At 70.1% G+C, this 20,840-nt stretch carries 23 protein-coding genes; 11 read left to right on the top strand and 12 right to left on the bottom strand.

Going from position 1 to position 20,840, the window contains the following annotated elements:
- The first annotated feature begins 24 nt into the window (after positions 1 to 24).
- Together FHS44_RS10220 and rox are read left to right on the top strand one after the other, a co-directional pair.
- Positions 25 to 459, top strand: coding sequence for a helix-turn-helix domain-containing protein (locus tag FHS44_RS10220; RefSeq protein ID WP_246435396.1), 435 nt, complete (start codon positions 25 to 27; stop codon positions 457 to 459).
- Between the two features lie 259 nt (positions 460 to 718).
- Entirely contained in the window at positions 719 to 2,173 is a 1,455-nt protein-coding gene (gene rox, locus FHS44_RS10215) for a rifampin monooxygenase (protein WP_184713730.1), read from the top strand.
- A 71-nt stretch (positions 2,174 to 2,244) separates the two neighbouring features.
- Here the strand turns inward: rox and FHS44_RS10210 are convergent, their stop codons facing one another.
- The 3 genes from FHS44_RS10210 to FHS44_RS10200 form a co-directional block, all read right to left on the bottom strand.
- Positions 2,245 to 3,687, bottom strand: a complete 1,443-nt coding sequence (locus FHS44_RS10210) for a serine hydrolase domain-containing protein (protein ID WP_312863595.1) — start codon at positions 3,685 to 3,687, stop codon at positions 2,245 to 2,247.
- 108 nt (positions 3,688 to 3,795) lie between these two features.
- Entirely contained in the window at positions 3,796 to 4,458 is a 663-nt protein-coding gene (locus FHS44_RS10205) for a response regulator (RefSeq protein ID WP_312863594.1), read from the bottom strand.
- Positions 4,455 to 5,618, bottom strand: a complete 1,164-nt coding sequence (locus FHS44_RS10200) for a sensor histidine kinase (RefSeq protein WP_184713728.1) — start codon at positions 5,616 to 5,618, stop codon at positions 4,455 to 4,457. Before FHS44_RS10200 ends, FHS44_RS10205 begins: the two co-directional genes overlap by 4 nt.
- Positions 5,619 to 5,757: 139 nt before the next feature.
- Here FHS44_RS10200 and FHS44_RS10195 point away from each other — a divergent pair, with 139 nt between their 5' ends.
- From FHS44_RS10195 to FHS44_RS10185, 3 genes are all read left to right on the top strand, one after another.
- On the top strand, positions 5,758 to 7,794 hold the full coding sequence (locus tag FHS44_RS10195) for a catalase (RefSeq protein ID WP_312863593.1): 2,037 nt from the start codon (positions 5,758 to 5,760) through the stop codon (positions 7,792 to 7,794).
- Positions 7,795 to 7,950: 156 nt separating this feature from the next.
- Positions 7,951 to 8,778, top strand: coding sequence for an alpha/beta fold hydrolase (locus FHS44_RS10190; RefSeq protein WP_184713726.1), 828 nt, complete (start codon positions 7,951 to 7,953; stop codon positions 8,776 to 8,778).
- Between the two features lie 101 nt (positions 8,779 to 8,879).
- On the top strand, positions 8,880 to 9,920 hold the full coding sequence (locus tag FHS44_RS10185; RefSeq protein ID WP_246435395.1) for an NADPH:quinone reductase: 1,041 nt from the start codon (positions 8,880 to 8,882) through the stop codon (positions 9,918 to 9,920).
- Here FHS44_RS10185 and FHS44_RS10180 read toward each other — a convergent pair.
- On the bottom strand, positions 9,884 to 10,702 hold the full coding sequence (locus FHS44_RS10180) for an MBL fold metallo-hydrolase (protein ID WP_184713725.1): 819 nt from the start codon (positions 10,700 to 10,702) through the stop codon (positions 9,884 to 9,886). The two genes, FHS44_RS10185 and FHS44_RS10180, sit on opposite strands and share 37 nt — an antisense overlap.
- A 96-nt stretch (positions 10,703 to 10,798) precedes the next feature.
- Here FHS44_RS10180 and FHS44_RS10175 point away from each other — a divergent pair, with 96 nt between their 5' ends.
- The gene (locus FHS44_RS10175) at positions 10,799 to 11,407 is read left to right on the top strand and encodes a helix-turn-helix domain-containing protein (protein WP_184713724.1); all 609 of its coding nucleotides are present in this window, start codon (positions 10,799 to 10,801) and stop codon (positions 11,405 to 11,407) included.
- A gap of 126 nt (positions 11,408 to 11,533) precedes the next feature.
- Here FHS44_RS10175 and FHS44_RS10170 read toward each other — a convergent pair whose 3' ends face one another.
- Positions 11,534 to 11,845 (bottom strand): hypothetical protein, encoded by a 312-nt coding sequence (locus tag FHS44_RS10170; protein WP_184713723.1) that lies wholly within the window; start codon positions 11,843 to 11,845, stop codon positions 11,534 to 11,536.
- Positions 11,846 to 11,991: 146 nt separating this feature from the next.
- On the opposite strand from FHS44_RS10170, the gene FHS44_RS10165 reads away from it, so the two are divergent.
- Positions 11,992 to 12,153 carry a hypothetical protein gene (locus tag FHS44_RS10165; protein WP_184713722.1) on the top strand — a complete coding sequence of 54 codons (162 nt, stop codon included), beginning with the start codon at positions 11,992 to 11,994 and terminating at the stop codon, positions 12,151 to 12,153.
- A gap of 73 nt (positions 12,154 to 12,226) precedes the next feature.
- Here FHS44_RS10165 and FHS44_RS10160 read toward each other — a convergent pair whose 3' ends face one another.
- Together FHS44_RS10160 and FHS44_RS10155 are read right to left on the bottom strand one after the other, a co-directional pair.
- A complete protein-coding gene (locus FHS44_RS10160; RefSeq protein WP_184713721.1) occupies positions 12,227 to 13,063 on the bottom strand; it encodes an NAD(P)H-binding protein in 837 nt (278 codons plus the stop codon).
- The gene (locus tag FHS44_RS10155; RefSeq protein WP_312863592.1) at positions 13,060 to 13,944 is read right to left on the bottom strand and encodes an NAD(P)H-binding protein; all 885 of its coding nucleotides are present in this window, start codon (positions 13,942 to 13,944) and stop codon (positions 13,060 to 13,062) included. Before FHS44_RS10155 ends, FHS44_RS10160 begins: the two co-directional genes overlap by 4 nt.
- Positions 13,945 to 14,632: 688 nt before the next feature.
- Here FHS44_RS10155 and FHS44_RS10150 point away from each other — a divergent pair.
- Positions 14,633 to 15,034, top strand: a complete 402-nt coding sequence (locus tag FHS44_RS10150) for a hypothetical protein (protein WP_184713720.1) — start codon at positions 14,633 to 14,635, stop codon at positions 15,032 to 15,034.
- On the opposite strand, the gene FHS44_RS10145 is transcribed toward FHS44_RS10150, so the two are convergent.
- Complete coding sequence (locus tag FHS44_RS10145) at positions 14,952 to 16,253, bottom strand: MFS transporter (RefSeq protein WP_184713719.1); 1,302 nt, start codon at positions 16,251 to 16,253, stop codon at positions 14,952 to 14,954. The genes FHS44_RS10150 and FHS44_RS10145 overlap by 83 nt on opposite strands.
- A gap of 91 nt (positions 16,254 to 16,344) precedes the next feature.
- Here FHS44_RS10145 and FHS44_RS10140 point away from each other — a divergent pair, with 91 nt between their 5' ends.
- The gene (locus tag FHS44_RS10140) at positions 16,345 to 16,803 is read left to right on the top strand and encodes a winged helix-turn-helix transcriptional regulator (RefSeq protein WP_184713718.1); all 459 of its coding nucleotides are present in this window, start codon (positions 16,345 to 16,347) and stop codon (positions 16,801 to 16,803) included.
- 6 nt (positions 16,804 to 16,809) lie between these two features.
- On the opposite strand, the gene FHS44_RS10135 is transcribed toward FHS44_RS10140, so the two are convergent.
- Both FHS44_RS10135 and FHS44_RS10130 read right to left on the bottom strand, forming a co-directional pair.
- Positions 16,810 to 17,412, bottom strand: coding sequence for a histidine phosphatase family protein (locus FHS44_RS10135; RefSeq protein ID WP_184713717.1), 603 nt, complete (start codon positions 17,410 to 17,412; stop codon positions 16,810 to 16,812).
- On the bottom strand, positions 17,409 to 18,563 hold the full coding sequence (locus tag FHS44_RS10130; RefSeq protein ID WP_184713716.1) for a PEP/pyruvate-binding domain-containing protein: 1,155 nt from the start codon (positions 18,561 to 18,563) through the stop codon (positions 17,409 to 17,411). The genes FHS44_RS10135 and FHS44_RS10130 overlap by 4 nt, the downstream gene beginning before the upstream one ends.
- A gap of 57 nt (positions 18,564 to 18,620) precedes the next feature.
- Here FHS44_RS10130 and FHS44_RS10125 point away from each other — a divergent pair, with 57 nt between their 5' ends.
- Together FHS44_RS10125 and FHS44_RS10120 are read left to right on the top strand one after the other, a co-directional pair.
- A complete protein-coding gene (locus FHS44_RS10125) occupies positions 18,621 to 19,004 on the top strand; it encodes a DNA-binding protein (RefSeq protein ID WP_184713715.1) in 384 nt (127 codons plus the stop codon).
- Entirely contained in the window at positions 19,001 to 19,636 is a 636-nt protein-coding gene (locus tag FHS44_RS10120) for a transcriptional regulator (RefSeq protein WP_184713714.1), read from the top strand. Before FHS44_RS10125 ends, FHS44_RS10120 begins: the two co-directional genes overlap by 4 nt.
- 7 nt (positions 19,637 to 19,643) lie before the next feature.
- Here FHS44_RS10120 and FHS44_RS10115 read toward each other — a convergent pair whose 3' ends face one another.
- The gene (locus tag FHS44_RS10115) at positions 19,644 to 20,522 is read right to left on the bottom strand and encodes a DnaB-like helicase C-terminal domain-containing protein (protein ID WP_184713713.1); all 879 of its coding nucleotides are present in this window, start codon (positions 20,520 to 20,522) and stop codon (positions 19,644 to 19,646) included.
- 13 nt (positions 20,523 to 20,535) lie between these two features.
- On the bottom strand, positions 20,536 to 20,820 hold the full coding sequence (locus tag FHS44_RS10110; RefSeq protein ID WP_184713712.1) for a hypothetical protein: 285 nt from the start codon (positions 20,818 to 20,820) through the stop codon (positions 20,536 to 20,538).
- Between the last annotated feature and the right edge of the window lie 20 nt (positions 20,821 to 20,840).

Below are 20,840 nucleotides of genomic sequence, written 5' to 3'. Positions count from 1 at the left end.
GCAAGTCTGCAAGTTCATGTCAACATGAAGTCAAGCGATTCCATGCGCATCGGGGAGCTCGCGGAGCGGTTCGACCTCGCCCCGCACGTTCTGCGCCACTGGGAGTCCATGGGGCTGCTGACCCCCGCGGAGCGGGTCAACGGCCGCCGCCGCTACACCCGTGACCATGCCATCCGTGTCATGACGATCATCCGCGCCAAGGCGGCGGGGATGAGCCTCGACCAGATCCGCGACGTCCTGACCGTCTCCGGCGGGGCCGAGCGCCGGGAGCTCCTCCGGCGGCACCACGCGGAGCTGGAGCGCAGACTCCGCGAGATCTCGGCCTCCAAGGCGCTCATCGAGCACCTCATGCGGTGCACGGCGGACGACTTCACCCGCTGTCCCGACTACCGGCGCCTCGCGGAGGGCGCGATCGACCCCGGCAGCCACCACGGGGACGGGTGCGTGGTCTCACCCTGACCGTCCGCGCCCTTTCTCGCGAGTGCCCGCGAAGACACGAAATATCAGCATTTAGTGCGAGAACACATGGTTGGAAAATGATTGGACGGGATGATGCCCGGACTTGTAGCTTGCGGTTGACCGTGACACCGCGCCAGGAGGTGAGACCCATGAACGCTGTATCAATGTGGGTGCTCCCCCTTTCCGTCACGGCCGGGCGATTGACGTAGGTGTCGCCGGGAGCGCCTCGCCAACAAGGCACTCCCGAAAGGCAACACCTATGAACTCTTCGCGGTTCCCCGCCGAGTCCACCTTCGATGTGATCATCGCCGGGTGCGGGCCGACCGGCGCGACGCTGGCCGCCGAGCTGCGGCTGCACGACGTGCGGGTGCTCGTCGTCGAGAAGGAGACCGGGCCCAAGTCGTTCGTCCGCATCGTCGGTCTGCACATGCGCAGCCTTGAGCTGATGGCGATGCGCGGCCTGCTGGAGCGCGTCCTCCAGCACGGAAGGCAGCGTCCGGCCGGTGGTTTCTTCGCCGCCATCAACAAGCCTGTGCCCAAGGGCCTGGATTCGGCGCACGCCTACCTGCTGGGCATCCCGCAGCCGGTCATCGAGCGTCTGCTCGAAGAACGCGCGACCGAACTGGGCGCTCAGGTCCAGCGCGGTCGCGCGGTTGCCGGTTTCGAGCAGGACGACGAGGGCGTGACCGTCGAGCTGGCCAACGGGGAGCGGCTGCGTTCGCGCTATCTCGTCGGCTGTGACGGCGGGCGCAGCACGGTGCGCAAACTGCTCGGCGTCGGCTTCCCCGGCGAGCCCTCTCGGACCGAGACGCTGATGGGCGAGATGGAGGTGGGCCTGCCGCAGGAGGAGATCGCCGCCAGGGTGCGCGAGGTCCACGAATCCCACCAGCCGTTCTGGCTCCGGCCCTTCGGCCAGGGGATCCACAGCGTCGTCGTCCCCGCCCAGGGGGTCAGCGACCGTACGGAGCCGCCCACCCTTGAGGATTTCAAGCAGGCGTTGCGCGCCGTCGCCGGAACGGACTTCGGCGTGCACTCCCCGCGCTGGCTGTCCCGCTTCGGGGACGCCACCCGGCTGGCCGAACGCTACCGGGTCGGGCGAGTGCTGCTGGCCGGTGACGCGGCGCACATCCATCCGCCGACCGGGGGGCAGGGCCTCAACCTGGGCGTCCAGGACGCGTTCAACCTCGGCTGGAAGCTGGCCGCGCAGATCCGTGGCTGGGCGCCGGAGGCGCTGCTGGACACCTACCAGGCCGAACGGCACCCGGTCGCCGCGGACGTGCTGGACAACACCCGCGCCCAGATGGAGCTGCTGTCCCCCGAGCCGGGCCCGAGGGCCGTGCGCAGGCTGCTCACCGAGCTGATGGACTTCGACGAGGTGAACCGCCATCTGATCGAGAAGATCGCCGCGATCGGCATCCGCTACGACCTCGGCGAGGGTCCCGACCTGCTCGGCCGCCGCCTGCGCGACATCGACGTGAAACAGGGCCGCCTCTACGACCTGCTGTACCACGGTCGTGGCCTGCTGCTGGACCGCACCGAACGCCTGACCGTCGGCGGCTGGTCGGACCGGGTGGACCACCTCGCGGATCCCACCGCGGCGCTGGACGCCCCGTGCGTCCTGCTCCGCCCCGACGGCCATGTCGCCTGGATCGGTGACGACCAGCGGGACCTGGACGACCACCTCTCCCGCTGGTTCGGCACGCCCACCGGCTGATCCCGCCTCGGCGGGCGTTCGTCGAACAACCCTCGAACGAACGCCCGCCGAGACGCGTGGCTCCGGCCGGGTCAGCCGTTCGCCATGGCCGGCTGCGCCGGGGCGGAGGCCGCCTGGCCCGTACGGCGCAGCCACCAGAGGCGACGGCCGAACGCGACCGCCCCGAGCACGGCGCAGGTGAGGCAGAAGATCGCCAGCATCGGCATCAGCCAGGCGGTGACGATCCAGTAGTGGAAGCTGAACTCCCCCCAGATCGGCGTCGGCAGCAGCACGCTCAGCACCGTCACCAGGGCGAGCGGCAGGAGCCGCAGAACCAGCCTCGGCCGACGTGCCGCACGGCGCCGCGCGGCCCAGCGGCGCGCCCGGACGATCGCGGTGACCAGCAGCGCGGCCATCGCCACCGTGAGCCCGAGCAGGATCGCGTTCACGGCGGTGAGCGGGTTGCTCATCGGCGTCGCCGGTGCCCCGATCCGTTCGGCCAGAAGGTTGGTCGAGAGCAGGCCGGGATCACCGCCGCTGTTGGTCAGGACGAGGGCGGCCACCCCGGTCTTCGGCGAGAAGACCATGTCCCCGGTCCACGTCGCCAGCGTCCCGCCGTGGCCGATCACCGACGGCGGGGCTCCCTCCGTGACGGGACGGGCCTGCCAGCCGAGGGCGTGGTCGCCGGCCTTCGGCTGGACGGTGTGCAACTCGGCCAGGGAGGCGGCACTCAGCAGGCCCGCGCCGAGGGTGCCCTGGTTGAACCGCAGCCACCGCACCATGTCGTCCAGGGTCGAGATCACCCCGCCGTTGCCGACGCAGAACCCCGGCATCTCCGGTGCCGCGAAGGCGACCCCGAGAATGACCTCGTACCCGGGCGTCAGGCCCTCGGCGTGGTCGGAACATCCCAGCGTCGAAGCGGTGTCGGCCATGCCCAGCGGCGTGAACAGCTCGGTGCGGAGGAAGGCGTCGAAGGACTTCCCCGACACCACCTCGACGATCCGCGCCGCGATCGAGTAGTTGGTGTTGTGGTACTCCGCGTGGGTGCCCGGAGCGGTGGCCAGGGTCTTGTCGGCCAGCCTGGCCACGATCTCCCGCGCGCCACGCGGAGGCGGGAACACGTACTCGTTGTTCGTGCTGATCGACAGCCCCGAGGTGTGACTGAGGATCTGGCGCACGGTGATCCCGGTGAAGCGCGGATCGGCCATCCTGAACTCGGGCAGGACCTTGACGACCGGATCGTCCAGGGAGAGGCGGCCGCGGTCGACCAGCAGCATGATCGCCGTGGCCGTCATCGACTTGCTCATCGACGCGATCCTGAACCGGGTCCGCGCCGTCACCGCGTTACCGTCCCCGTCCCTGCCCCGGACGATCGTCTCGACCGAGGAGCCGTCGATCACGGCCGCCGCGACCCCCGGCGTGCCGTAGACGGAGCGGTAGTCGTCGACCAGCCGTTCGCCGGAGGCGTGGGCCGGTGCCGTCCAGCCGAGTAACAGGGCGACGAGCACACCGGTGAGGACGAACGAGAAGGTCACGCGGGAAGAACGCAGACGTAGGAAGCGCACGACGTCGAACCTAGGACGGGCGCCACCGGCTGGCATCACCCCAAGGGGTGGGACGGCGCCACCCGGAGGGATGGAATCTCAGCCGGGCAGATCGTTGCGGCCCACGAGGCCGTTCTCGTAGGCGTGGATCACCACGTGCACCCGGTCGCGCAGGTTCAGCTTCTGCAGGATGGCCCGGACGTGCGACTTCACCGTGTTCTCGCTCAGCACCAGGTCCGCGCAGATCTCGTTGTTGGACCTGCCCCGGGCGAGCAGGCCGAAGATCTCGACCTCGCGGGGGGTGAGGCCGTCCAGGGCCGTCGTCCTCCGCATGGGCGCCTGCCGTACGAGATCGAGGACCGTCGCGGCCACCCCCGGGGCGAGCGCCGCCGTCCCCGAGGCGACGTCGCACACGGCCTGGGCCAGGGCGGCGGGCCGTACGTCCTTGGTCAGGTAGCCGCTCGCGCCCGCCCGGATGGCGGCCACGACCAGTTCGTCGTCGTCGAACGTCGTCAGCATGAGCACCCGGGTCGCCGGTGAGATCCTGACGATCTCCGCGGTGGCGGCTACCCCGTCCATGCGCGGCATGCGGATGTCCATCAGCACCACGTCGAGGCGGTACCGCCGGACGACCTCGACCGCGTCGCTGCCGTTCGCGACGTCGTGGGTGACCTCGATGCGTTCGTCGGCCGACAGCACCGTGCGGAGCGAGGCCCGCAGCAGCTCCTGGTCGTCGACGAGCATGACGTGGATCCCGGTCACGCCCCCTCCTTCGTGGGGAGCCGCGCCCGCAGCACCCATCCGTCGTTCCCGTCGTCGATCGACAGCGTGCCACCCGCGGTACACACGCGTTCCTCGATCCCTATCAGGCCGGTCCCCTGGCCGCCGGGGTCGCGACGCGCGCTGCCGCCGTCGTCGCGTATCTCGACCACCACCTCGGCCGGGGTCCAGCGCAGGCGGACGGCCACCTCGACCGGCGGTTCGAGGTGGCGCAGCGCGTTGGTGATGCCCTCCTGCACGGTCCTGACCGCCGCGACCTCGGCACTCAGGCTCAGTGGCCGTCGCTCACCCTCCTCGGCGAACGTCACCGTGTGGAGCGGGCTCGCCGCCGAGGCCACGAGATCGGGAAGGGCGTCGAGCGAGATCGGGACCTCCCCGGGCCGGGACTCCGCGCGCGATGCCATGGTGGCCAGCATCGCCCGCAGACCCTGGTGGGCGTCCCGGCCCGCCTCGGCGATGTCGCCGAGCTCGCGGCGGGTCGCCGGATCCGCCGTCGTCACCGCCGCGGCCTCGATCCGCGCGACCATGACGGTGACCGTGTGGGCGATCACGTCGTGCAGGTCGCGGCGGATGCTGGCCCGCTCGTCCGCGACCGCCGCGGCCAGCCGTTCGCTCTCGGCCCGTCGGCGGGCCTCGTACCTGCGCCGTACCAGCAGGGCCGCGAGCCACACCCCGCCGACCACGAGCATCAGCAGCCCGCCCTCGACCAGGCGGTTCCACCCGGCGACGTCAGGGGACAGCCGGGCCCACCCGACCAGCTCGTTGAGGACGATCCCCAGCAGGGCGACGGCCAGCGCGACCACCGAGGACCTGACCGGGACCAGGCCGGTCAGCCGCCACAACGTGAGAGGGAAGCACACGGCCGAGGGCAGCATGATCGGTGACCACCCCGGGAAGGGCATCGCCACCAGGACGAGCATCGCCAGCGCGCCGATCGTGTATCCCACCCAGGGGCGTCGACGGGCCGTCACCGCCCCCACGTGGAGCAGGGCGGTGGCACCCACCATGGCCAGGATCTGCCACGGATCCGCCGCGCCGAGGTACCAGACACCCGCCAGGATGATCAACGTCAGGAGAGCCAGGACCACGTGCGCCGCCACCGTCGTCGCCGGCCAGGTGCTCCGGCGCTGGGAGGCTGTCACGGTCGTCGCCTTCCGGTGGGCTCGTGGTGGTGGTTGGGAGCACAGGATAGCCAGCGGCGGGCAGGCCGTTCGACGGGGTGACCGGGAGCGATGCGGGTATAAGCGCGAATGTCCCCCCATTTCGATCTCGGGGGACCCTGTGGCAGACAACGGCGACCAGAAACAGAAGCAACTCGACCAGTACCGGGTGGACTCGACCGACACCCGCTACACCACCGACCAGGGCGTCCGTGTCGACGACACCGACAACTCCCTGTCGATCGGCGAACGCGGCCCGACGATCCTGGAGGACTTCCTCTTCAGGGAGAAGGTGATGCGCTTCGACCACGAGCGCATCCCGGAGCGGGTGGTGCACGCGCGTGGCTCGGGCGCCTACGGCGTCTTCCAGGTCTACGAGTCCCTGGCCGAGTACACCTGCGCGGACTTCCTGTGTGACCCGTCCCTGGTCACCCCGGTCTTCGTGCGCTTCTCGACCGTGGCGGGCTCGCGCGGGTCGGCCGACACGGTGCGGTACGTGCGCGGGTTCGCCACCAAGTTCTTCACCCGGCAGGGCAACTACGACCTGGTCGGCAACAACATGCCGGTGTTCTTCATCCAGGACGCGATCAAGTTCCCCGACTTCGTGCACGCGGTCAAACCCGAGCCGCACAACGAGATCCCGCAGGCCCAGTCGGCGCACGACACCCTGTGGGACTTCGTGCAGCTGCAGCCGGAGACCATGCACATGATCATGTGGCTGATGTCGGACCGGGCGATCCCGCGCAGCTACCGGATGATGCAGGGGTTCGGCGTGCACACCTTCCGGCTGGTCAACGCCGAGGGGCGGGGCACCTTCTGCAAGTTCCACTGGCGGCCCAAGCTCGGCACCCACTCGCTGGTGTGGGACGAGGTGCTGCGCATCCAGGGCAACGACCCCGACTTCAACCGCCGCGACCTGTGGGACGCCATCGAGAACGGCGACTACCCCGAGTGGGAGCTCGGTCTCCAGTTGGTGCCGGAGGAGGACGAGCACAAATTCGACTTCGACCTTCTCGACGCCACGAAGATCATTCCGGAGGAGGAGGTGCCGTTGCGGGCGGTCGGCAAGCTGACCCTCAACCGCAACCCGCAGAACTTCTTCGCCGAGACCGAGCAGGTCGCCTTCTGCACCGCCAACGTGGTGCCGGGCATCGACTTCACCAACGACCCGCTACTGCAGGGCCGCAACTTCTCCTATCTCGACACCCAGCTCCTCCGCCTCGGCGGCCCGAACTTCCAGCAGATCCCGGTGAACAGGGCGATCGCGCCGGTGCACAACGACAACCGCGACGGCTTCCACCAGCACATGATCCACACCAGCAGGACGAGCTACTCCAAGAACTCCATCAGCGGCGGCTGCCCGGCGACCGGGGTGCTCAGCGGCGACATGACCGGCGTCTTCAAGCACTACGCGGAACGGGTCGAGGGCGAGAAGATCCGCAAGCGCAGCCCCAGCTTCGGCGACCACTACAGCCAGGCCACGCTGTTCTGGAACAGCATGTCGCCCTGGGAGAAGGACCACATCGTCAAGGCGTTCCTGTTCGAACTCGGGCACGTCGAGCGCCGCTACATCAAGGAACAGGTGGTCGAGCGGCTGACCAACGTCGACACCGGACTGGCCGCGCACGTGGCCGCCGGGCTGGGGCTGCCCGCGCCCACGGCCAAGGGCGTCAACCACGGCAGGTCCTCCCCCGCGCTCAGCCAGGCCGACCAGCCCTCGTCCCTGGCCACCCGCAAGATCGCGGTCCTGGTGAGCGACGACATCGACGCCGACGCGCTCTACCCCGTGATCCAGGAGCTGGAGAACGGCAAGGCGATCTGCGACGTGGTCGCCCCGCACGAGGGCATGGCCGGGCCGCTTTCGGTCGACAAGCAGGTCAGCGCGGCCTCGTCGGTGCTCTACGACGCGGTGCTGTGCGGCGGCGGGGAGGAACTGGCCGGTAACGGCTACGCCGTACAGTTCGTCCGCGAGGCCTTCAGGCACGGCAAGGCCATCGGGGTGCTGCCGGACGGCGAGGTCCTGCTGCGGGCCGCCGCGCTGCCCGGCGACCAGGGAGTCGTCGACGCCTCGGCGGGAGGCGACTTCGTCCGGCGGTTCATCGACGCCATCGTCCGGCACCGGCACTACGACCGCGACGTGGAGTCCTTCCCCGCCTGAGAACTCTCCGTGCCGCCCGCCCCGCCGCTTGAGGCGGGGCAGGCCGTACGGATAAATGGGCAAAAATCCGCAGACCTCACCTTGGCCTTACCTCGCCGTGCCCAGCGGTATCGCCTCCCTGCGCCTTCAAGACGAACCTTTTCGGGAGGGTACGGCATGCCTTACGTCACCACGCGCGACGGAACACGGCTCTTCTTCTACGACTGGGGCAGCGGGCCGCCGGTCATCTTCATCCACGGCTGGCCGCTGAACGCCGACGCCTGGCAGGACCAGTTGAAGCTGGTCAAGGACAACGGCTTCCGGGCGATCGCGCACGACCGCCGTGGACACGGCCGCTCCGACCACCCCCACGGCGGCTACGACTTCGACACCTTCGCCGACGATCTCAACGACCTCATCAACGATCTCGACCTGCACGACGTCACGCTGGTCGCGCACTCCATGGGAGGCGGAGAACTGGCCCGCTACATCGGCAGGCACGGCACCTCCCGCATCGGCAAGGCCGTCCTGCTGTCGGCGGTCCCGCCGCTCATGCTCAAGACGGACAAAAACCCCGAGGGCACTCCCCAGGAGGTGTTCGACAAGCTGAAGACCGGCATCCTCACCGAACGCTCGCAGTTCTGGAAGGACTCGGCGGAGGGCTTCTTCGGCGCCAACCGGCCAGGCAACAAGGTGACGCAGGGCAACAAGGACGCCTTCTGGCTGATGGCCATGGCCGAGAACATCGAGGCCGGGGTGGCCTGCGTGGACGCCTTCTCCGCCACCGACTTCACCGAGGACCTGAAGAAGTTCGACATTCCCACCCTGATCATCCACGGCGACGACGACCAGATCGTGCCGATCGCGGCGTCCGCCGACAAGTCCTCGAAGATCATTCAGAACTCCACCTACAAGGTCTACAAGGGCGGCTCACACGGCATCGCGCTGGTGCCCGGCTCCAAGGAGAAGTTCAACGCCGACCTGCTGGAGTTCCTCCGCTCCTGACCCGTGGCTCTGGGCCAGGCCGTACCGGACCACCTCCGGTACGGCCGAGCGTTTCCCGTTTCATGTATCCCCGAGGATCACGAGCACGACGGAGCGCACCGATGTCCCTGCCCACGCACATGCACGCCGCCTATGTCACGGCCCCCGGCCCCGCCGAGGCCATCCGGTACGGCCGGATACCGGTGCCGGTCATCGGTCCGACCGACGTCCTGGTGCGGGTACGGCTGGTCGCCGCCGATCCGGTGGACGTCTTCGTGCGGTCGGGCGCCTACCCCACACCGATGCCGTCGCCGTTCGTGATCGGCCGGGACCTGGTCGGCGAGGTCGCCGCCGTGGGGCCCGGTGTGGCCGGATTCGTCCAGGGACAGCCGGTGTGGTGCAACAGTCTTGGGCACGCGGGGCGGCAGGGTTCCTTCGCCGAGTACGCCGTGGTCGCCGCGGACCGGCTCTATCCGGCCCCACCGGACCTCGACCCGGCCGACCTGGTGGCCGCCGCCCACCCGGCCGCGACCGCCTGGCTCGCCCTGTTCCGGCACGGACGGCTGCGGGCCGGGGAGAACGTCCACGTCGGCGGCGGTGCGGGCAACGTCGGGTCCGCGGCCGTCGCCCTGGCCGTGGCGGCGGGCGCACGCGTGATCGCCACCGCGCGTCCCGAGGACTTCTCCTCCGTCCGCGCGCTGGGCGCCGCCGAAGTCCTCGACTACCGCGACCCGGACCTACCCGCCGGTTTGCGTACGGCGACGCCCGACGGCTACCACGTGTGGGTGGACACCTCGGGGCACGGGGACCTGGCCACCGGGGTCGGCCTCCTCGCCAACGGCGGACGCCTGGTGGTGATGGCCGGGCTGCACGCCACCCCGACGCTGCCGCTCGGCCCGCTCTACACCCGTGACGCCTCCGTCACCGGGTTCGCCATCAGCAACGCCTCCGTCACCGACCTCGCCGACGCGGCCGACGGCGTCGTCTTCCTGCTCCGCGCCACTCCATGGCGCCCCCGAATCGCCGACCGGCTCCCCCTGTCACTGGCCGCCCAGGCACACCGCAGACTGGAGAACGGCGAGGTCAACGGTCGGCTCGTGCTGCAGTCCGCAACCGACAGGATCGATCAGCCGATCGGTGGTGCGAGGTATTCCAGCGCGTAACCCTCGCCGGAGGGGGTCACGCGGGCGATGCCGGGTGAGTCGAGGTGGGCGCCGGCCACGAAGTGATGCGGTTGGACCAGGCGTTCGAGGAGGGCCGCTCGTGCGGCGCGGGCCTGGGGCTGGTCGCCGTCGAACTCCCAGGACACTTTCGGCTGATCGAACTGGAGCGTGGGAACGTGAACGGTGTCGCCCCAGACGAGAAGGCGGCCGGTGCCGCTCCTGACCTCGTAGACGGTGTGACCGGGTGTGTGGCCCGGTGTCGGGATCGCGGTGGTCCAGTCGTTGATCGCGACCTTCTCCGACACGGGGACGACCCGGTCGCGGACCGGCTCAAGCCGCCCGGTGAACACCGAGGTGTCGCCCGCGCCGATCCACACGCGCTCGAGTTTGGCGAACGCCTCTGAACCGTCCGGCGCGATCAGGCCGCTCACGTGGTCCTCGTGGTTGTGGGTGATGGCCACGTCGGTGATGTGCGCGCGGTCGATTCCCGCTTCGTCGAGCGCGTCGTAGATCAGTCCCATGGTGGGGTCGTGCCAGGCGTTGGACGCCCCGGTGTCGATGAGGACCGACCGCGTGCCGTCGGTGACGAAGAAGGCGTTGACCGACAGCCGCAGGTTGTCGCCGACCAGGGGGACAACGGCCGGCAGCTCGCCGAGCGCGCACCCGTCCTCGTCGCGGAGCCGGGTCGGCGGCATGTCGATGTATCCGTCTCGCAGCGAGACCACCCGCAGATCGCCGAATTCGAACGTGGCATGGTGCCGGCCACCCGAGACCAGACGCATGGAACCTCCATTACATGTCTCCCATAGGAGATCATTTCTTCTTTAGGAGAAACCCTACACTATGGGCAGCGAAGTCCCCATCAATCGAGGAGCACGGTGGTCGAGCAAGACGGGAACGCGGACGAGCCGCAGCACGGTGACGACCTGGCCGGGGCGTTCGGCGGTAACGTGCGGCGACGCCGCGAGGAGGCCGGCCTGACACTGGAACAGCTCTCCACACAGTCCTCGGTCAGCCGGGCGATGCTGTCCAAGGTCGAACGCGGCGAGAAGAGCCCGACGATCGGCGTCGCGTCCAGGATCGCCCACGCGCTCGACGCGTCACTCTCGGACCTGATCGGCGCTCCGGCCGCTGCCGCGTCCGGTGTGGCCATCGTCATGCGCAAGAACGACCGCCCTGTCTTCCGCGACCCGGAAACCGGCTTCGAGCGGCACATGGTGTCGGCGGCCCCGGGCGCGGGAGGAGCCGAGATGATCGTCCACTACCTCCCCGCCCAGGTCTCCACCGGACTGCTGCCCGCGTATCCGCCGGGTACGGAGAAACAACTCGTGGTGCTCCAAGGCACCCTCACCGTCGCGATCGGCGGAATCAGCGAGACCCTGAATGCGGGCGACTCCCTTTTCCTCCAGGCCGACGCGGACCACGGCTTCGCCAACCGAACGAACGCCCCCTGCGAATACATCATGGTCATCTCCCGCAGAACCTGACACATGAATGCGGAACAACACAAAAGCCCCAGGCTCGCGATCGTGGCCGTGAGCCTGGGGCTTCGTTCTGGGTTCGGCTGGTCCCGCGCGCCTGGCCGTACGCGGGGCGGAAGGTGTTTGAACCGCCTACGGAACCCGCTGGCAGCCGAGTGCGACGACACCGTCCGGCAGTTGCGCGCGGCCCCCGTCCCGGCAGTGGAACTTCAGTTGCGGCGCCTGGCGGGTGACCACCAGCGACTCGCCCTGGAACTCGCCCTGCGCGCTCGCTCCGTTGGAGGCGGCGCAGTTGCCGTGGCCCAGCACGATGCGGCCGGGCTGGGCCTGGTCACAGGTGTAGGTGGGGGTGGCGTCGGCCTGGGCGGGAGCCGCGACGGCCAGGGCTCCGGCCGCCGAGACAGCGGCGAGGGTGATGGTGAACAGGTGGCTGGAGAAACGCATGGGGGTGGTGTCCTTTCTGAGGTAGGAGAGTCACCACCCGTCATGCTACCGAGAGTAATCAGGTCGCTATCTAACGTAACGGCTGTGTTAACGTAACCCCGCGCGGATGTCCGTTCTGTGGGATTCAGTGCTTTTCTGGGGTGATCATGTCGGACCTACCGGCCGTGGCGCTCAACGCACCTCCCAACGTCACCAGCCACTGCCCGCACACGCACCGCAGGTACCGCACCGCCCCTTCCGAACTGTGGTGGGCGGAGACAGAGGCCGTCACCGGGGACGTCCAGGCGCACGAGGGGCATCGCAGGTAGGCGTTCACCCATCCAGGGTGATGTCATGGCTTAGTGCACTACAACCATTACAACGGGGCACCTGCCCCCGGAACTATCTGAAGGCCGCCGCGTGGTCGGAGGCCCACTCGGCGAAGGTCCTGGCCGGGCGGCCGGTGAGGCGGGGGACGAGCGTCGCCCACTCCTCGTTGACCGGGGCGGGGTCGTGCGCCGACCTGGCCCACATGCCGAACAGCCAGTCCACGATGTCGGCCGGATAGCCGTCCCGTATCCACTGCTCCCGCGCCGTCACCGGATCCTGCTCCTCGAACCGCACCCGCTCCCCCAGCGCCCGCCCGATCGTCTCGGCCTGCTCGGCGACGGTGAGCGCCTGCGGTCCGGCGAAGGTGTGGGTACGGCCCGCGTGCCCCTCCCCGAGAAGGGCGGCCACGGCCACGGCGGCGACGTCTGCCTCGTGCGTCGGCTGGGTCACCGCCCCGCCGTACGGCCGTCGCACGATCCGGTCGGCGCGGATCGAGGGCGCCCAGTCCAGCCAGTTGCCCGCGAACTCCCCGGGACGGACGTGGGTCCAGTCCAGGCCGGACGCCTCGACGGCACGCTCGACCACGCGGTAGCCGTCGCCGAACGCCGCGTCGTCGGCCCCGGCACCCGACAGGTCCACGATCCGCCGCACTCCTGACTCCACCGCCAGCGCGACGACCTCGGCGGCCGTCCGCGGCACGGGGAACAGGTAGAGCCGCTCCGCGCCGGTCAGCGCCTCCCGCAGCGACTCGGGACGCTCCAGATCCCCCTCGTGCAACTCGACCTCACCGGGCAGCGCGGCGGTCGCGGGACGACGGGTCAGCGCCCGTACGGCACGGCCCGCCCCCAGCAGTTCCGCGACGACCCGCCTGCCCACCACGCCGGTCGCCCCGGTCACCAGGATCGTCACGCCGCCTCCCCGAGGAAGTCCGCCGCGTGGTCGCCGGCCCATCTGGCGAAGGTTCGGGGCGGTCGGCCGGTGATCTCCTCATACGTCCCGGTCGGCGCCAGCACCCCGGTGCCATCTACGGCGTCGGCCAGCAGCTCGATCAGCCAGTCGGCCATCTTCGGTGGGCAGCCCTCCCCGAGCCACAGCGCGCGGGCCCGCGCCGGGGTCAGCTCCTCGAACCGCACCCGCTCACCGATGGCGGCACCGATCGCCGCCGCCTGCTCGGCCTGGGTGACCTTGACCGGACCCGTGATCGTGTACGCCGCCCCGAGATGCTCGTCGGTCAACAGCGCGGCCACCGCGACCTCGGCCACGTCCGCCTCGTGAACCAGCGGATACCCCGAGGTGGCGTACGGCTCGCGCACCGTCCGCTCCGTGCGGATCCGGTCCGCCCAACCGAGGGCGCGTACGGCGAGCAGCCCCGGGCGGATGTGTGTCCACTCCCTGCCGGTGGCCTCGACTTCCAGCTCAAGCCCACGATGGGCCCGCCGTTCCTCCTCCAGATGACGGCCAAGCGCGCTCGGGTCGTCGGACGGGGCGAACCCCGCCGCGGCGGCCGAGTGCGTCACGAACCTGCGCACACCCGCCGCCGCGGCCTTCTCCACGAATCCGAGGTCATGGGCGTACGGGAACAGGTAGACCCGCTCGACCGACCGCAGCGCGTCCGGCCAGGTTTCGGGACGGGTGAAATCCCCCTGGACCAGCTCGACGCCCTCGGGCAGGCGTGTCCTGGCCGCTCGTGGATCGCGGACCATGGCGCGCACCCGCTGGCCCGCGCCGACCAGCCCCCGCACCACATGCCGACCGATGTTGCCGGTCGCCCCCGTCACTAAAATCGTCACGTCGCTCCTCTGGTCTCCGGATGGGCGATGGGGCCGCCGCGTCCGCTGCCGTGGTCTCGCGGCGGCGCCCCAGACCCCGGGATGGTAGGCCGCCTCGCCGAGGGCTCGCATATGGATCGTTCCAGGCACTGTCGACGGCGTGCCGTACCCGGTGTCAGAACAACTTCGGCTCGAACGCCCGGTAAGCGGTCATGTTCCGGAAGTTCCGAGAGTAGAGGTCGTCCTCCAGCGCGGCGTTGACATCCACGACCTGCTCAAAGGTCCACGGCACGGTTTCCCACAGGGGTCTTCCCGATCGGGACCGTCGACGGCGAGGATCACCGCCTTCTACGCCATTTGTGACCCGGGCAAACTCCTCGCGGTGACGGTCTCGCGTCTGATCAGCCGGTGGGAACCGGGATGGATCACGGTATGCGCTCGCCGCGTCGGCTCTCCTGGTACGGAGACGCCGTCCGCGTCGCTCCCCGCCGGTCGCTGGATGTCTGTGGCCGCCCTGGCGAATGCGCGGATGAGCGGGGTCTCACTCGAAGTGCGCCAGACGAAGGCCAGGCTAGGGCGACCTGGAAAAAGAGTGGCGCGGGATCGGCGGCGCTGACACCATGAAGTCGCTCGATCACCCAAAGTGATGACCGGGAGGCTATGTCCGGCATCACGGGTTCACTCCACCTTCGACCTGCCGGGAGAGATCGTGAGAATGACCAGTGTGTCCGCCGGTGTCGCGCGGTTGGCGCTGACCGGTGCCGTGGTTCTGGCCGCCGCCTTCACGGCGGGCGCCGTGCCCGCCCAGGCGGCCGTGAACGCGGCTTCCAACCTGAACTGCTCCAACGACAGTGTCTGCCTGTTCGACGGCGCGGGCAGGCGCTTCCTCACCCTTCCCGAGGGGTGCTGGTTCAACAACATCGGCGCCCAGGGATACAGCGACAAGACCCGCGCCGCCGTCAACAACACCGCCTACCGGGTCAACCTGGCCAACTGGCTCGCCGGAGAGAACCGGTGGGAGCACATCGTCACCGTGCCGCCCAACGGTGGCGAGGTCTCAGTGCCCGACCGTGGCCTGGGTGGGGTCGACGCCGTCCACTCCATCTGCTGATCCACACTCGACCACCCGTGGATGAGGCCCCTTGATCGAATCTCGGTCGAGGGGCCTCATCGCGTCGCGGTTTCCCCGGTTGGAGGCCCGCCCAGACGGCCAGCGCGCAGGCCGCGAATCCGGCCCCGAGAAGGCTGGAACCCACCCAGCCGTGGGCGGTGAAGACGGCGGTGGTCGTGGCCGCGCCGAGGGCGGAGCCGAACGAGTAGAAGACCATGTAGCCGCCGATGACGCCGCTGGTCCGACCCGGATACGCGGCGGTGAGCAGGTGCTGGTTGCTCACGTGCACGGCCTGGACCGCGAAGTCGAGGGCCACGATTCCGGCGGCGAGCAGCCACAGCGACCACGGTAGCTGTGCGATCGCCGCCCACGAGGCGATGAGCAGGACGAGCGCGAGAGCGGTGACCGGGGCCGTCCGGCCCGCGTCCGCCCACCGTCCCGCGCGTGCCGCGCCGAGGGCGCCGGCGAGTCCGGCGATGCCGAACAGCCCGATCTGGCTCTCGCCCAGCCGCCACGGCGCGGCCGTCAGCGGCAGGGCCAGCCCGCTCCACAGGGTTCCGAACGACGCGAACAGGAAGAACGCGACGAGCCCGCGTGTCAGGAAGCCGCGCTGCCCGAACAGTCCGCCGAGTGAGCCGACGGCCCGCCCGTATCCCGCAGGCCGGGTGGGACGCTCCTCCGGTGGCAGCGCGACGAGGACGAGGGCCGCGAGCCCGAGTGACAGCACCGCGAGCACGGCGTAGACGCTCCGCCAGCCCCACATCTCGGTGAGCGTGCCGGTGACGACCCGCGCGCCCAGGATGCCGACCACGACACCCGAGGTCACGACACCGATGTTCCTTCCGCGTTCGGCGGGTGGTGAGACCGACGCGGCGTAGGCCACCGTGGTCTGCACCACGACCGCGAACACCCCGGCCGCCGCGAGCCCCGCGAACGCCACCCACGCGACTGACGCCGAGGCCGTCAGGACCATGCCCACCGCGGTGAGCGCCAGGTGCACGGCGATGAGCCGACGCCTGTCGACCACGTCGCCGAGTGGCACCAGCAGCACCAGCCCCGCCAGATAGCCGATCTGACCGGTCGCGACGATCCACCCGGTGAGTTCCGCCGACACGCCGAGGTCGTGTCCCATCGGTTCCAGAACCGGTTGCGCGGCGTAGACGCTCGCCACAGCGACCCCGCACACCATCGCGAGCAGCAACCGCCGCCACCCGTTCATCGCACCCCAACCCCAATCAGTAGCAGATCGCAACCAATTTGACCGTAGGGCATAATGGTTTCAATCTGCAACTCATCGGGAGGTGCTCGCCATGCGCGATCCGGAGCTCGACTGGACCGACCCTCACTGTCCCGTTGCCCGCACGCTCGACCTCGTCGGCGACAGGTGGAGCCTTCTCGTCATCCGCGACGCGATGGACGGGGCGCGGTCGTTCACCGAGTTCCAGCGACGCACCGGAATCGCCCGCAACATCCTCACCGACCGGCTCCGCAGGCTCACCAGCCACGGACTTCTCGCCCAGCGCACCGCGTCGTCGGGCCGTCGGCAGGAGTACGTGCTCACCGACGCCGGTCGCGACCTCTTCCCGGTCATCCTCACCCTGCGCCAGTGGGGAGAGCGCCACGCCTTCTCCCCCGGTGAGGCCCACTCGACCCTTGTCGACCGGCACGGCCACCCCGTGCCGGAACTCGCGCCGACCGGCGCCGACGGCACCCGCCTCGACGCCGGAACCACCCATGTGCGGAAGGTCCAGGAGCCTGCCCGGCCTTGACGTCTCTCACGGTCTGGCGTGTTTGGGGAAGCCGGTCCATCGGAGGGCGGGTGGGAGGTGGCTCATGTCGTTGAACATCACGATTGTGGGAGGCAGATTCCCGCGGTAGTCGATGACCGTCAGCGCGGTGTTGGCGCTGTTCAGTCCGAGCCACCGGGATGGCGGCGCGTCCATCGCGTGCCGTACCAGCCACGCGATCGGGTAGGCGTGCGTCACCAGGACCTCGTGTAGGTCGGGTTGGCCCGGCTCTGGAGTCCTCGCGAACCGGGCGACCAGGGCCTCGGCGAGCCTCTGGCCCGATGCCGCCTCGGCGGCGTCGTAGCCGTCGAAGAAGCCGACCCAGGACGGGGGCGTTTCCGCGGCGCCGGGGACGTAGGGCACGTGGTCGACGAGTTCTGCGGCCTTGAGCACGGGCACGTTCGGCAGGTGCCGGGCGGTCTCGCGCGCGCTCGCCTCGGCGCGGGGCAGCGGAGAGTGCCACACGGTGTCGATGGGCACGCCCGCGAGCCGTTCACCCAGCAGGCTCGCCTGCCGGTGTCCGGCGTCGGTGAGGTTCCCGAACGCGTCGGCCTCGCCGTGGCGCGTCAGATAGAGGACTCGTGTTGTCATCGGTGTCCGGGAATGCGGCTCCCGTCTCCTTCCGATCGTGAGGGCGTCATAACGGTGCCCGCGGTGCCGTCGACGGTGATGACGGTGTCGTCGCGAAGCCTGCTCGTCGCGTCAGGAACGCCGAGGACGGCGGGGATGGCGTGCTCCCTGGCGACGATCGCCGCGTGGGAGAGCACGCCTCCGGTCTCGGTGACGACGCCGGAGACGACGCGCAGCAGCGGCGTCCAGGCGGGGTCGGTGAAGGGGCAGACCAGGATGTCGCCGGGGCGCACGCGGGCGAAGTCGGCGGGACCGCGGACGACCCTCGCGGTGCCGGTAGCGGTTCCGTGACTGCCCGGTGTTCCGGTGAGCGCGGCCGGTGGGGTGGTCGAGAGAGCGGAGGGCCGTGGGAGCGCGGCGGTGACGGGTCGCGCCTGCAGCACCCAGACGCGGCCGTCGGTGATCGCCCACTCGATGTCCTGCGGGCCGCCGAGCAGGGCGGCGATCTCCCTGCCCAGTTCGGCGAGCCGCGTGGCGGTCGCGTCGTCGATCGCGGGTTGGCGCCGGGCGTGCTCGGGCACGTCACGGACGACGAGCCGCGTGCCGTACCGGTCGAGACGGGTTTGTTTGTCGGCGATGGTGTGCGTTGTCGATCCGTCCTTGGAGACGCGGTAGGCGTCGGGGGTGACCGTCCCGCCGACGACGCTGGGGCCGAGGCCCCAGGAGGCCTCGATCTCGGTCGTGTTGTCCGGGCTCGCGGGGGTGAACATGACTCCGGAGACCTCGGCGTCCAGGTGGCGCTGGACGATGACGGCCATCACGGGATCGGCGCGGTGGCCGACGGCGCGCGGCGACAGCAGTGAGGCCCAGCAGGCGCGTACGGCGTCGGCCACCGCGTCGATCCCGCGTACGGCGAGGAAGCTGTCGTACTGCCCGGCCGCCGACGCCTGGGCGGTGTCCTCGTTCGACGCCGACGACCTCACCGCAACGGGCGGATCGCCGAGCTCGTCGAGCACGCCGCCCAGTTCGATGAGCACGGTGGCGTCCAGGTAGGCGGCGAACGGGAGGACGAAGCCGTCGGGGACCGGCAGGCCCGCGCGCAGCAGCGTGCCGAGCGCACCGGCCTTGCCCCCGCAGGTGTCGGCCGTGGCCTCCGCCAGGGGTACGATCATCGGCCTCCTTTCAATGGTTTGTTGACAACATTTTGTTGATTGTGCAGCATGGGTCGCATGTCTCGCAAGCACACCTCGGACGCCGACCAGCTCCAGGCCCGGCGTGAGCAGGACGCGCGGGAGCGCCTGCTGAACCTGGGCGCGGACGCGCTCGACGCCCGCCCATGGCGGCCCCCGCCGGCCCCGCCGTCAGCGGTGGACCTCGTGCAGTTCGCCGTCTGGCGCTACGCCGACCTGGACCCGGAGGACATCCTGAGCGCACTCGCCCTCCTGCACGCCGCACGCGCCGAGGTGGAGGGGCTCGAATCCGCCCTGCTGTTCACCGCCCGGAGCGCGGGACTGACCTGGGCGCAGATGGCGCACGCGATGGGGTTCAACTCCCCGCAGGCGTGCCAGCAGCACTACACCCGCCTGACGACCCGGCAGGAGGCCGACTCGTGACACGGGACTCCGCGTCCGACCTCCTGGTCCTGCACGCCGTACGCGTCACCGGATATGCGGACACCCCCGTCCTCGCTCGCCGGTACGGGCTCGGCGTGGCCGAGACGGAGAAGGCGCTGCACGACGCCGAGGCACGTGGCTGGGTCGCGTACAGCACCTTCGCCGACACCGGCGGCTGGTCGCTGACCGAGGCGGGCAAGGCCGAGAACGAGCGTCAGCTCGCGGCAGAGCTCGCGCACGTCGGCGGGGCCGACGAGGTCCGTGACGTCCACCGCGTGTTCCTCGGGCTGAACGCCCTCCTGCTGCAGGCGTGCACCGACTGGCAGCTCCGGCCGACCGCCGACGACCGGCTCGCCGTCAACGACCACTCCGATCCCACCTGGGACGACGGAGTCCTGTCCGAGCTCGCCAGCATCGGCCGTGCGCTGACACCGCTCGTGGACCGGCTCGGGAACGTCCTCACCCGGTTCCGGGGATACGACAGACGATTCGGTACGGCCCTGGCACGCGCCAGGGCCGGGGAGGGTTCCTGGGTCGACCGCACCGACGTCGATTCCTGCCACCGTGTCTGGTTCGAGCTCCACGAGGACCTCATCGCCACCCTCGGCATCGACCGGCGCACGGAACCCTGATCCAGGGTCAGTCGGTTCTCATGTCCACGAAGCGGCTGTAGTGGCCCTGGAAGGCCACGGTCACCGTGGCCACGGGACCGCTTCGGTGTTTGGCCACGATCAGGTCGGCCTCCCCCGCGCGGGGGGAGTCACGCCCGTCCGCGTCCTCGCGGTGCACCAGGATGACGAGGTCGGCGGCGCGGGCGACGGCGCCGCACAGGTCGGTGTACAGGTTCGGCGGCTGCCGGGGATCCGCGCCGGGCGGGAGGTCGAGGTCGGTGGTGACGACGATGGGGATGTCCAGCCGTACGGCGAGTGCCTTGAGGGTCTGGACGATCTCGGTGGTCTCGCGTTCCTGAGTGTCGCCGCGCACGTCGGGGCGGATGTGGCGCAGGCCGTCGACGGCGACCACGCGGACCGCGGACTCACCGGTGGCGCAGGCGCGGGTGATGTGCTCGCCCAGCTCGCTCAGGGTCCAGTCGGCCGGGGCGGCCAGGTGCAGGGGGGCCTCGGCGAGGCGGGGCACCACGCGGGCGAGCTTGGCCCGGTCGTCGTCGGTCAGGTGACCGGAGCGCAGCGCGTAGTAGACGACGCGAGCCTCGGTCGAGACGATGCGGGTGAGCAGATCGCGGCGGGAGGCCTCGTAGCTGACCAGCAGGGTGGAGGTGTCGCGGACGAGGGCCATGCCCCGGCAGAAGGCGAGCAGCAGCGTCGTGCTTCCCACGCCGGGACGGGAGGCCACGACGGTCAGGGTGCCGGGCTCCAGGCCGAGGGTGAGTGAATCGAGGTCGTTGAGACCGGTGAGCACGTGGCCGGAAGGCCGGGTGTGGCGGTCTGTGGCGTCGAGGTGGTCCAGAAGACCGAGGAACTCCTCACGGGCAGGGGCGGGGGCGGGGTCGTAGGGCATGGCGGCCATCCTGTCACCCGTCCCCTCCGGACGATCCGGTTCTGGAACGCCGCCTCGCCGAACCCGACGTCACGAGCGGGTCGCGGTTGCACGCCGTTCGACCGGGGCGATCGCCGAGGGCCACGAGCAGATGCACGAAACCGGCCGGGTTCTCGATTCGGTGGCTTCTGGAATCGAGGTTCTCCAGGGGTTCCACCTCGTCGCACGGGTGGATACCGATGGCGGCGAGCCTGCCCGCCGCCGCGTCCAGGTCGTCGGTGTGGAGTCGCAGCCACAGCGTGTCGGGCCCGAACCGCACCGAATGAGTTCGCGAGACGG

The sequence above is a fragment of the Streptosporangium saharense genome (assembly GCF_014203715.1).
Taxonomy (GTDB): Bacteria; Actinomycetota; Actinomycetes; order Streptosporangiales; family Streptosporangiaceae; genus Streptosporangium; species Streptosporangium saharense.
Note: the sequence above shows the minus strand (reverse complement) of the source record. Positions and strands in the feature narration are given on the sequence as shown.

Coding starts and splice junctions, on each gene's coding strand:
- FHS44_RS10135 (WP_184713717.1), bottom strand. CDS start 17,412: ATGACAACACGAGTCCTCTATCTGACGCGCCACGGCGAGGCCGACGCG.
- FHS44_RS10180 (WP_184713725.1), bottom strand. CDS start 10,702: ATGCGTCTGGTCTCGGGTGGCCGGCACCATGCCACGTTCGAATTCGGC.
- FHS44_RS10165 (WP_184713722.1), top strand. CDS start 11,992: ATGTCGGACCTACCGGCCGTGGCGCTCAACGCACCTCCCAACGTCACC.
- FHS44_RS10185 (WP_246435395.1), top strand. CDS start 8,880: ATGTCCCTGCCCACGCACATGCACGCCGCCTATGTCACGGCCCCCGGC.
- FHS44_RS10140 (WP_184713718.1), top strand. CDS start 16,345: ATGCGCGATCCGGAGCTCGACTGGACCGACCCTCACTGTCCCGTTGCC.
- FHS44_RS10145 (WP_184713719.1), bottom strand. CDS start 16,253: ATGAACGGGTGGCGGCGGTTGCTGCTCGCGATGGTGTGCGGGGTCGCT.
- FHS44_RS10190 (WP_184713726.1), top strand. CDS start 7,951: ATGCCTTACGTCACCACGCGCGACGGAACACGGCTCTTCTTCTACGAC.
- FHS44_RS10220 (WP_246435396.1), top strand. CDS start 25: ATGAAGTCAAGCGATTCCATGCGCATCGGGGAGCTCGCGGAGCGGTTC.
- rox (WP_184713730.1), top strand. CDS start 719: ATGAACTCTTCGCGGTTCCCCGCCGAGTCCACCTTCGATGTGATCATC.
- FHS44_RS10125 (WP_184713715.1), top strand. CDS start 18,621: ATGTCTCGCAAGCACACCTCGGACGCCGACCAGCTCCAGGCCCGGCGT.
- FHS44_RS10170 (WP_184713723.1), bottom strand. CDS start 11,845: ATGCGTTTCTCCAGCCACCTGTTCACCATCACCCTCGCCGCTGTCTCG.
- FHS44_RS10130 (WP_184713716.1), bottom strand. CDS start 18,563: ATGATCGTACCCCTGGCGGAGGCCACGGCCGACACCTGCGGGGGCAAG.
- FHS44_RS10115 (WP_184713713.1), bottom strand. CDS start 20,522: ATGCCCTACGACCCCGCCCCCGCCCCTGCCCGTGAGGAGTTCCTCGGT.